General features: G+C 34.9%; 12 protein-coding genes. 4 read left to right on the top strand and 8 right to left on the bottom strand.

Annotation, left to right across the window (positions count from 1 at the left end):
- Positions 1-1,567, bottom strand: a 1,567-nt coding sequence (gene ftsH, locus A9Q93_RS13530; RefSeq protein ID WP_303687933.1) for an ATP-dependent zinc metalloprotease FtsH, incomplete at its 3' end; no start/stop codon positions are given.
- Positions 1,568-1,585: 18 nt separating this feature from the next.
- Complete coding sequence (gene rsfS, locus A9Q93_RS13525; protein WP_303687932.1) at positions 1,586-1,957, bottom strand: ribosome silencing factor; 372 nt, start codon at positions 1,955-1,957, stop codon at positions 1,586-1,588.
- Positions 1,958-2,041: 84 nt separating this feature from the next.
- Here rsfS and A9Q93_RS13520 point away from each other — a divergent pair, with 84 nt between their 5' ends.
- A complete protein-coding gene (locus tag A9Q93_RS13520) occupies positions 2,042-2,749 on the top strand; it encodes a biotin--[acetyl-CoA-carboxylase] ligase (protein ID WP_303687931.1) in 708 nt (235 codons plus the stop codon).
- Here the strand turns inward: A9Q93_RS13520 and A9Q93_RS13515 are convergent.
- Together A9Q93_RS13515 and pyrE are read right to left on the bottom strand one after the other, a co-directional pair.
- Entirely contained in the window at positions 2,746-3,132 is a 387-nt protein-coding gene (locus tag A9Q93_RS13515; RefSeq protein WP_303687930.1) for an SRPBCC family protein, read from the bottom strand. The genes A9Q93_RS13520 and A9Q93_RS13515 overlap by 4 nt on opposite strands.
- A gap of 9 nt (positions 3,133-3,141) precedes the next feature.
- Positions 3,142-3,783: an orotate phosphoribosyltransferase gene (gene pyrE / locus A9Q93_RS13510; RefSeq protein ID WP_303687929.1), complete on the bottom strand. Its 642-nt coding sequence runs from the start codon at positions 3,781-3,783 to the stop codon at positions 3,142-3,144.
- Positions 3,784-3,790: 7 nt separating this feature from the next.
- On the opposite strand from pyrE, the gene A9Q93_RS13505 reads away from it, so the two are divergent.
- Positions 3,791-4,402: an NUDIX hydrolase gene (locus A9Q93_RS13505; protein WP_369674749.1), complete on the top strand. Its 612-nt coding sequence runs from the start codon at positions 3,791-3,793 to the stop codon at positions 4,400-4,402.
- Here the strand turns inward: A9Q93_RS13505 and A9Q93_RS13500 are convergent.
- From A9Q93_RS13500 to A9Q93_RS13485, 4 genes are read right to left on the bottom strand one after another with little or no spacing between them, the layout of a single operon-like run.
- Positions 4,382-5,191 carry a hypothetical protein gene (locus tag A9Q93_RS13500; protein WP_303687927.1) on the bottom strand — a complete coding sequence of 270 codons (810 nt, stop codon included), beginning with the start codon at positions 5,189-5,191 and terminating at the stop codon, positions 4,382-4,384. The two genes, A9Q93_RS13505 and A9Q93_RS13500, sit on opposite strands and share 21 nt — an antisense overlap.
- Positions 5,188-6,942, bottom strand: coding sequence for a M14 family metallopeptidase (locus tag A9Q93_RS13495; protein WP_303687926.1), 1,755 nt, complete (start codon positions 6,940-6,942; stop codon positions 5,188-5,190). Before A9Q93_RS13495 ends, A9Q93_RS13500 begins: the two co-directional genes overlap by 4 nt.
- A 1-nt stretch (position 6,943) precedes the next feature.
- A complete protein-coding gene (gene coaD, locus A9Q93_RS13490; protein ID WP_303687925.1) occupies positions 6,944-7,396 on the bottom strand; it encodes a pantetheine-phosphate adenylyltransferase in 453 nt (150 codons plus the stop codon).
- Entirely contained in the window at positions 7,393-8,376 is a 984-nt protein-coding gene (locus tag A9Q93_RS13485) for a D-alanine--D-alanine ligase (RefSeq protein ID WP_303687924.1), read from the bottom strand. Before A9Q93_RS13485 ends, coaD begins: the two co-directional genes overlap by 4 nt.
- A gap of 142 nt (positions 8,377-8,518) precedes the next feature.
- On the opposite strand from A9Q93_RS13485, the gene A9Q93_RS13480 reads away from it, so the two are divergent.
- Positions 8,519-9,103, top strand: a complete 585-nt coding sequence (locus A9Q93_RS13480; protein WP_303687923.1) for a PASTA domain-containing protein — start codon at positions 8,519-8,521, stop codon at positions 9,101-9,103.
- The coding region (locus tag A9Q93_RS13475) for an RluA family pseudouridine synthase (protein WP_303687934.1) at positions 9,096-9,878 on the top strand (783 nt) is incomplete at its 3' end. The genes A9Q93_RS13480 and A9Q93_RS13475, both read left to right, overlap by 8 nt.

Genomic DNA, 9,878 nt, shown 5'->3' with positions numbered 1-9,878 from the left:
CACCCATTGTGGCACACATTTCATCCAGCATTTGTTCTGGCCTAACTATTTGACGTTCTTCTGGAAGGTACCATGCAGCTCCTAAGGATTGCCCACGTGGGACTATGGTAACTTTAATAAGAGGTGCAGCATGCTCTGTCATCCAGCTTACTGTGGCATGACCAGCCTCGTGAAATGCAATAGTCTTTTTCTCAGATGGTGTTATGAGTTTATTCTTTTTCTCTAAACCACCTACTATTCTATCTACAGCATCTAAAAAGTCTTGTTTGCCTACAGCTTTTTTACCATTTCTTGCAGCAATAAGAGCAGCCTCGTTACATACGTTTGCTATGTCAGCTCCAGAGAATCCAGGAGTTTGTTTAGCTAGAAATGCTGTGTCTAACTCATTTTCTACTTTTTTGAGTGGTCTTAAGTGCACTTCAAAAATTTCTTCACGTTCTCTTACATCTGGCAGGTCTACGTAAATCTGTCTGTCAAAACGACCAGCACGCATAAGAGCTTTGTCTAAGATATCAGCTCTGTTTGTTGCGGCAAGTACAATAACATTGGTATTAGTCCCAAAACCATCCATTTCCGTAAGAAGCTGGTTCAATGTGTTTTCTCTCTCATCATTAGATCCAGACATGTTAGATTTTCCTCGGGCACGACCTATGGCATCTATCTCATCAATAAATATAATGGCAGGAGACTTCTCTTTCGCTTGTTTAAATAAGTCACGCACACGACTTGCACCTACACCTACAAACATTTCAACAAAATCAGATCCACTTAATGAAAAGAAAGGAACCTTTGCTTCACCAGCCACAGCTTTTGCAAGAAGTGTTTTACCTGTTCCAGGTGATCCTACTAGTAACGCACCTTTAGGAATTTTACCACCTAGTGAGGTGTACTTTTCAGGATTTTTTAAAAAGTCTACAATCTCTTGTACTTCTTCCTTAGCACCTTCTAATCCAGCTACATCCTTAAATGTAGTTTTAACGTCAGTTTTTTGATCAAATAATTTTGCTTTGGATTTACCTATGTTAAAAATTTGTCCGCCGCCGCCGCCAGCGCCGCCGCCACTCATTCTTCTCATTAAGAATAACCAGATTCCTATGATTAAAATAAATGGTAAAATAGAAAGCAGTAAATCCATAAGACCTTCATCTTCACGGTCAAATACCAACGTCGTTTCTGGACTCGAAGTATTTATAACTTCCTTAAGTTGCTCTTCAAAAGCTTTTGCATCACCGAATTCTACGGTGTAGTTAGGTAATTTAATACCACCAAAAGATGGTGCTTTTTTACTTGCTTTATGCTCTGGTTTTTTAAGCGCTTCAGTAGTCATGTAGACTTGAGCAATACCTCTATTACTGACTACAACTATACTGTCTACTTCTCTATCTTCTATAGCATCAAAAAACTCTAGATAATCTAATCTTTTAGTTTGATTAACAGAGTTGTTTACTAGATAGTATCCTATGAAAAGTATAGCTATAGGAGTAACAATCCACCAAATGTTGAATTTAGGTTTTCCTGAGCCCGGCTTTAAATTAGGACGTTTTTTATTATTTGAATTTTCTGACATTGTACTGGTATGAACTTATTAATAAGCACTTTCTATAACGGTAATTTTTGCATCACCCCAAAGCTCTTCTAAATCGTAATATTCTCTTATTTGTTGTTGAAAAACGTGTACTACCACATTAACATAATCCATTAGCACCCATTCTCCTTGATTTTCACCTTCTATATGCCATGCGTTTTCTTGTAATTCTTTGCTCACTTTTCTTTGAATCGAATTAGAAATAGCGTTAACCTGTGTGTTAGAACTACCGTTGCATATTACAAAGTAACTCGTCACAGTGTTTTCAATTTCTCTTAGGTCTAGTATAGTGATGTCTTTTCCTTTTACATCCTCAATGCCGGCAACGATTTGTGCAATGAGCGCATCAGCAGAAACATTTTCTTTGATCATTAATTATTGTTTGTATTCACAAATTTATTCTTTTTTTGAGCTTGTTTTACTAAATTACCCATAAACTCGCAAATAAATATTCAATTGAACATTGTCAAATTACATGCCACTACATCAACAAATGATGAGTTGAAATCTCGCTTTCGCGAAAGCGAATTACCACAACTTACTACTATATATACTCTCGAGCAATCTCAAGGGAAAGGGCAACAAGGTGCAAAATGGGTTTCTGAAAAAGGTAAAAACTTGACATTTAGTGTTTTAATTAAGAAAAACTTACAAAATTTATCACCTTTTTTAATTAATCAATTGATCTCTGTCACCATAGTCGAATGGCTTAAAGATGAATTACAAATACAGTCAAAAATTAAGTGGCCTAACGACATACTGTCAGTACGACATAAACTGTGCGGAATTCTCATTGAAAATATATATGCTGGAGAGCATATTGCTTATAGCATTATAGGTATAGGGCTTAATGTAAATCAAGAAGAATTCATTGATTTACCTAAAGCTATTTCTTTAAAACAGATTACAAATAGAGAATTTGATCTAGAAAAGTTGCTTATCAGTTTTTTAAAACAACTTAAAAACAATTTGCGCAACCCCATAGAAGTTGCGCAAAAGTATACTAAGTATCTATTTAAGTTTAATCAGGTAGCTTCATTTATATCTGACAGCGGTACCTTTAAAGGCACCGTAAAAGGTACCACTGCTGATGGGAAGCTAATTCTTGAAACCAGTGGTGAACAAAGATTATTTACCCTTAAAGAGTTAAAATGGATCTACTAGATTTTTTCTATACCGTTTGCTAGTTGATCCAAGAATTTATTGATAGGGCCTTTAATCATCATTGCCATCATAGCATTAAAATCCCCATTAAAAAATAGCTGTGCTTCAGAGCCAGAGTTTACTTCATTGATTTTACACGTAAGTGTGAAGGCTAGTTTATCGCTTGTAGAACCTAATACCACCTCAGAATGTGGAGTTTTATCTTTAAGACCTAATGCTATTTCTGGCATTCCTTTAAGACCAAAGAGGAATTTATCCTCACCTCTCAATTCAAACTTTGTGTCTTCTGGCATTAAATTTTTAAAATTTTCTACCTGAGTTAAAAAATTATATAACTCTTCTGGAGATTTTTGTGTTTGTGCAACACGGCTTTCTAAATTCATTTGTTATGTTTATGAGTTCCAATTGCTAGGATCTTTTCTCCAGCTTTTTAATAATTCTATTTCGGCGTCGTTAAAATGACCAGCTTGAGTGGCTTGCTCTACCAGATGATCATAATCACTTAACGTAGTCAGTTCTAGATCGTACTTTTTAAAATTTTCTACTGCAAAATCAAATCCATAAGAAAAAAGCGCTATCATACCTTTAACATCTGCTCCTGCAGCTTTAAGTGCATCTACTGCATTAAGACTGCTCTTACCAGTGCTTATAAGGTCTTCTACTACTACAACTTTATTGCCACTTTCTAGGTGACCTTCAATTTGATTCTTGCGACCATGCTTCTTTGCCTCAGGTCTCACGTATATAAACGGAAGATTCATATAGTCTGCCACAAGCATTCCTATACCTATTGCTCCTGTTGCCACACCTGCGATTACATCTGGTTTACCATAAAGAGCTTCTATGCGAGACGCTAGATGCTCTCTAAGAAAATTTCTAATTACTGGATATGAGAGTGTTACTCTGTTATCACAGTAAATAGGCGATTTCCATCCACTGGCCCATGTAAAAGGTTCTTGTGGTTGCAGTTTAATTGCTTTAATTTGCAATAATAACTCAGCAGTTTTTATTGCTATATCCTTATCTCTTACCATGGGACAAATGTATAAAGTTTTTGTGAAAGAGGTCGCTATAATCCTGACCTCTGATAAAAGCAAATTTAAAGATCATCATATCTTTCCTATTAAAAAGGTAGATTTTCAAGATCTTATAGAAAGAATAGAAAAAAAAGAACTTAATAAAGTTGTTCTTTATTCTAAAAGCGAAAAAAAGTTACTTAAAAGATTGCACAAACTAGCACCTATCGTGATTGCTGGCGGCGGTCTAGTGGTGAATCAAAATAATGATTTCTTATTTATTCATCGCAATGGTAAATGGGACTTACCTAAAGGAAAGGAAGAAAAAGGAGAAACTATAGAAGAGACGTCCATAAGAGAGGTAGAGGAAGAAACAGGTGTTAAGAACCTGAAAATTAAAGATTACCTAGGACATACCTATCATACTTTTTCAAGAAAAGGTAAGGTTAAATTGAAGCTTACACACTGGTTTATAATGGAGACAGATTCCATTAAAAAATTAAAACCGCAAAAGAAAGAAGGTATAGATAAGGCAGTGTGGCTTGATAAAGACATGGCCACACTCGCCTTAAAAGAATCATATGCTAATATTAGAGAATTATTTCCTGATGATATGTTAGTTGATCAAACGAGATAAATCTAGATAGTGTGTTAATTGATAGGCGTCAATCTCGATAATTACTGTGTCGTTTAAAAACTCAAATTGCTTAGGTAAATCTATTTTCTTAGATAATCTCAGACTCTTTGTCACTTCACCCTTAAAATCAAATGCTAATCCAGCGGTTTCAAAATCTTTAGGCTCAAATTTGAATGCTGTATTGCGCACGTATTCCATGAATTGATTTTGAACGTCTCCAGTAGGAATGTCGGTGACAAGATTAGCTACTTCTTGTTGCAAATTTGCATTAAAGATGGTCATAACATCTTGGCTCTTTTTCTCAGGAATAAGATCGCTAAGGTGAATTTCTTTAAGCTCTGGCTTTAAAAAGGTTTTGAGCAGTCTTCCTTGTTTTTGACCTCTTTTATAATTCAATTCATAACTTACAAAATCTTCATTCTCTGTGATAAATTGAGTGTTTACTGATAAAAGCCCTTCTATCTTTTGATCGTTGCAAAGCACTCTTTCCCTTCTATCGTGAAAGATTTCAATTATAGACCTTAAACTAGCATCTCGATTGTAAGTAACATCTATAAAATCCTTAGTGATTAACTCCTTGATAGGGTTTTCAATAATGCCTGCAATCTCTGCACTAGAATTGAAAACAGGGATGTTATAATTATACGTATTTCCATTACAGGCGATCTGTTTATCCATACTTTCATAAGGAATAGCCTCAGTAACGGTAACTTTTACTTCAGGTTTTTCTTTCTTTTTGTTACAAGAAAGCAATGCCATACAACTTAAAAATAATGCTGTTTTCTTCATTGTTTGTTCCATTTATAAATTGGGTAGTTTAAATGAGCTTGTTCATAATTGGGACTACGTTTGTGAATCCATTCTAACTGGCGGTAATTGCTACTTCTGAAATCTTTGTCGACTTTTTTAATAGAGTCAAATGTTGCTTTGAGAGCTTTATTTTTAGATAAAATATCACGAGCAGTAGCTTCAAAAACATAAGTAGAAAAACCTTCCTTTTGTTGCAATATAGTATCAAAATAATTCCATTTAAAAAAGGAATCTTGTCCAGCAGGTTCTAATGTTTCTAAGATATACCTTATTCCTGGTTGCTTAGTTGGGATAAGGATATCGCTTTCGCGAAAGCGTAACTCTACAACATCTTCTTGCACTTCTATATTACTATGAGGAAAATGACCTTCATAAGCATTATTTGCAGTACGATAATTTGCGATACGATATTTAGCAACGGTTAATGTGGTGTCTTGCGTGATAAATTCCATCTGTATTTTATTACGTCTCATTAACTCAATAATTTTCCACTGGCCTTGTGGTATTATGTAATATTCAGGAATTGCAATACTATCTGTCCCATTAAAGTGATTTTTGTAAACTGTTTTCTTTGTAAATGGCTGCGATCGATCGTATGTCATTAATTTGTTTCCTGTCACATCGCTAGTGGTAGTTATAGCCTCATAGCCCATGAAATTTAAGGTGTCTGCTTTTGAATTGTTAAGTTGATGATTTAATGCATAAAACTTATCTTCAGTGAAAGCCTCAAACGATGCAGAGCGCACTTGCTTTATAACCTCGACGTTTTCTGAGCCTATGGTTATCATTTCTTCCATAATAGCTTTAGTTCCCATAACACGATCTTTATAGGGTTTGAGCATGTGGGTTTCTACCATCATGCCTAGGGTATTCCATAAACTGGTATATCCGGTAGAATATCTAGGGTGATCCATGAATTGTGAAAAGCCGTTTTCTGGAGAAGAACCCCATACATTTACATATGGTGTGATAGGTAATTCTCTTTCTTTAAGGCGTTTCTCTAACTCTGGTTGTAATTGATCATATAAATAGTTTCCAGCCTCGTGGCCTAACTTATTGTGTTGTGTGAATAAATGGGTTAGTGTGTATTGATAATCAGCTCCATTACTTACATGGTTATCTATAAATATATCAGGATTAATCATATGGTAGATGTCGTAAAATGCAAGTGCATTACGGGAGTCTGCCTTTATAAAATCTCTATTGAGATCATAGTTGCGAGCATTACCTCTAAAACCATATGATTCTGGTCCATTTTGATTAGTACGTGTTGTAGAATTACGATTTAAAGCGCCACCTACATTGTAAATTGCAATAGCGCTAAATATTACATTTTCTGGAGCGTCTAGTTTGCCTACTGCCAGATCTCTCATGAGCATCATGGTCGCATCTATACCGTCACTTTCTCCAGGGTGAATGCCATTATTTATAAGTATTTTAATTTTATCTTCATTAACACTTTTCCAGTTTATGGAATTTTTAGAATAACTGATTAGGTGTAATGGCTTACCACTGTCTGTAAGTCCTACTTCTTCCATAACAACAGTAGAATATTCAGAACTCAATTCTTCATAGAATGATATTACCTCATTATAAGTAGCAGTCTGGTTGCCATTACCTTTTTCAAATGGGGTTATAAATTCTTTGATTTCTTGAGCTGTTTCTTCTTTAGTAGGCTCTCCACAAGAAATTAAAATAAATGATATGGCAACTATTAAATAATTTTTCATGTTATATTCTTACTGAGTTAGGTACTAGGCTAGTGTAGTCTCCATTATTTCTTATTACATCACGTACAATAGAGGATGAAATATAACTTTTACCAGAGCTAGTAAGTAGAAATACGGTTTCAATTTCTGATAGTTTTCTATTAGTGTGAGCAATGGCTTTTTCAAATTCAAAATCTCCAGGATTGCGCAATCCTCTCAAAATAAAAGCCGCATCTTGTTCTTTACAAAAGTCTATCGTTAAACCAGAATAGGTTATAACTTTAATTTGAGCTTTATTACCAAAAGATTCTTCAATAAAGCGTTTGCGTTCTTCAAGTGAAAACATATACTTCTTATCAGCATTTACACCTATTGCAATGATAATCTCATCAAAAAGTCCCAAACCTCGCTCAATAATGTCGTAGTGTCCTAACGTGATAGGGTCAAAACTTCCTGGGAAAACAGCTCTTTTCATAATGTATGTTGTTTAATCGTATTTTCTATAACGTCAGTAAGAACATCTGTTAACTTAAGATTAGAAGCTTGAATTTGTTGAGGAATGATACTTTCTTTACTCATTCCAGGATTTGTATTTATTTCTATAAAATGCGGCGTTCCATTATGGAAAATAAAGTCTGCTCTAGCGAGCCCTTTAAGTTTTAATACTTGGTATATACGTTTTGTAATATCTTGAACTGCTTTTTTGTTTTCTTCACTGATGCGTGCAGGTGTTATTTCTTTGGATTTGCCTTCATATTTTGCTTCATAATCAAAGAAATCATTTTCTGTAACGATTTCTGTAGGTAAAAGTACATGAATTGTATCATCTATTTGATACGCTCCTACTGATACCTCTACGCCATCTAAGAAGGATTCAATAATAATTTCTTCATCTACTGCAAATGCAGTTTCTAGAGCGGCATCCATTTCTTTAACCTTGTAAACTTTAGAAACTCCAAAGCTACTACCACTTCTATTTGCTTTTACGAATAGAGGTAAACCTATACTACGGGCAATCAATTCTGCATCGATCGTATCTCCTTTGTTTACATATAAGTGATTGCCAGTAGTGATATTCCAAGGTTTTAATACAGCAATACAGTCTCTTTTATTAAAAGTAATAGCACTTTGGTATGAATCGCAAGAGGTTTGTGGAATACGTAATAATTCTAAGTAAGCTTGTAACTTGCCATCTTCTCCTGGTGTACCATGGACAGTATTGTAACAACAGTTAAATGTAATGTGTTCTCCCTCAATATTTAAACTGAAATCATTTTTGTTAATCTCAAATTTTTGAGACTGTTCATTTAAATAGTACCATCCATCTTCTAAAATATGAATAGGGTAGACCGTGTATAGATCTTTATCAAGAAATTGGGTAATAACAGCTCCACTCTTCAGGGATATTTCCCACTCATGAGAATAGCCACCCATTAATACTGCAATGTTTTTCATTGGTTTTGTTTTCGCGCAAGCGTCCACAACAAAGTTAAAAAAGTTGTCGTTCTAAGAAGGTATTCTATCCGTATCTTTGTTGCATTATTAACTAGTGGAGAAAAATACGCTTATTTTAGCCTTTTAAAATCAATACATCCCTATGAATTTCTTCAGATTCATTTTTACCAAAACATTTTGGATTCAAGTAGTTATAGCAGCTGTGGTAACAGTTGTACTGTGTTTTACCTATTTATTTTGGTTGGACTGGTATACTAACCACGATCAAAAAATTGAAGTACCTAATTTAGAAAAGCTAACTTTAACAGAGGTTAAAGAACAACTTGAAGATTTAGATCTACGTAGTAAAATAATAGATAGTACGAGTTATAATCCTGCTTTTAAGCCTAGAACAGTTATTGAACAAGATCCTCTTGCAGGAAAATTTGTAAAAGAAAACCGTCAGATTTATATTAAAGTGAACGCATCAGGCTATGAAAAAGTTACCGTACCTAATTTAATATATAAAACTAAGAGGCTGGCAGTGCCTACCTTAGAAGCCTTAGGCTTTAAAATAGGCGAGATTACATATAAACCTAACATCGCTGAGAATACGGTTCTAGAAATGCGTTACAAAAATAAAAAGCTAGAGCCAGGAACACAGTTAAGTAAAACTTCTACTATAGATCTAGTTCTTGCAGATGGTAATAACCCAGCTGCTCGTAATGATGTAAATGATGATGAGTAAAGATATAGAACACGATAGTATAGAGAGTCTTGATAAACATGAACATTATCAATTTACCGCCGGTAGTGGGCAAGATCCACTGCGAGTAGATAAATATTTAATGAACTTTATCGAGAATGCAACACGCTCAAAAATTCAACAAGGTATTAAAGAAGGAGCCGTTACTGTAAACGGTGAGGTTGTAAAATCTAATTATAAGGTAAAGCCACATGATGACATAAGAGTATCGTTTGATCATCCACCTCATGAATCTTTATTAGTGGCAGAGGATATACCGTTAAACATAGTATATGAAGATGACCACCTTGTTGTTGTGAATAAGCCTGCAGGAATGGTGGTCCATCCAGGGCATGGTAATTATTCTGGTACTTTAATCAATGCATTAATTCACCATTTTGAAAACTTGCCTAATAACTCTAGCAATAGACCAGGACTTGTTCATAGAATCGATAAAGACACGAGTGGCCTTTTAGTAGTGGCCAAAACGGAAGAGGCAATGGCTTATCTATCTGCTCAATTTGCTGCAAAAACTAGTGAAAGAGAGTACATCGCAATCGTTTGGGGTAATTTTCAAGAAAAATCCGGGACGGTAGAAGGGAATATTGGACGTCATCCTAAAAACAGACTACAAAACACCGTATGGCTGGATGATGAAGCCTATAAAGGAAAACCTGCCGTTACTCATTATACAGTTACTGAAGATTTAGGTTATGTATCGGTAATAAGTTGCCGTCTAGAAACAGGTCGTACACACCAGATACGAGTTCACATGAAA

This window comes from Nonlabens dokdonensis (genome assembly GCF_002162835.1).
Classification (GTDB): Bacteria; Bacteroidota; Bacteroidia; order Flavobacteriales; family Flavobacteriaceae; genus Nonlabens; species Nonlabens dokdonensis_B.
The sequence above is the reverse complement of the archived record's forward strand: the minus strand, read 5'-3'. Positions and strand labels throughout refer to the sequence as shown.

Coding starts and splice junctions, on each gene's coding strand:
- rsfS (WP_303687932.1), bottom strand. CDS start 1,957: ATGATCAAAGAAAATGTTTCTGCTGATGCGCTCATTGCACAAATCGTT.
- A9Q93_RS13515 (WP_303687930.1), bottom strand. CDS start 3,132: ATGAATTTAGAAAGCCGTGTTGCACAAACACAAAAATCTCCAGAAGAG.
- pyrE (WP_303687929.1), bottom strand. CDS start 3,783: ATGGTAAGAGATAAGGATATAGCAATAAAAACTGCTGAGTTATTATTG.
- A9Q93_RS13505 (WP_369674749.1), top strand. CDS start 3,791: ATGTATAAAGTTTTTGTGAAAGAGGTCGCTATAATCCTGACCTCTGAT.
- A9Q93_RS13500 (WP_303687927.1), bottom strand. CDS start 5,191: ATGAAGAAAACAGCATTATTTTTAAGTTGTATGGCATTGCTTTCTTGT.
- A9Q93_RS13495 (WP_303687926.1), bottom strand. CDS start 6,942: ATGAAAAATTATTTAATAGTTGCCATATCATTTATTTTAATTTCTTGT.
- coaD (WP_303687925.1), bottom strand. CDS start 7,396: ATGAAAAGAGCTGTTTTCCCAGGAAGTTTTGACCCTATCACGTTAGGA.
- A9Q93_RS13485 (WP_303687924.1), bottom strand. CDS start 8,376: ATGAAAAACATTGCAGTATTAATGGGTGGCTATTCTCATGAGTGGGAA.
- A9Q93_RS13480 (WP_303687923.1), top strand. CDS start 8,519: ATGAATTTCTTCAGATTCATTTTTACCAAAACATTTTGGATTCAAGTA.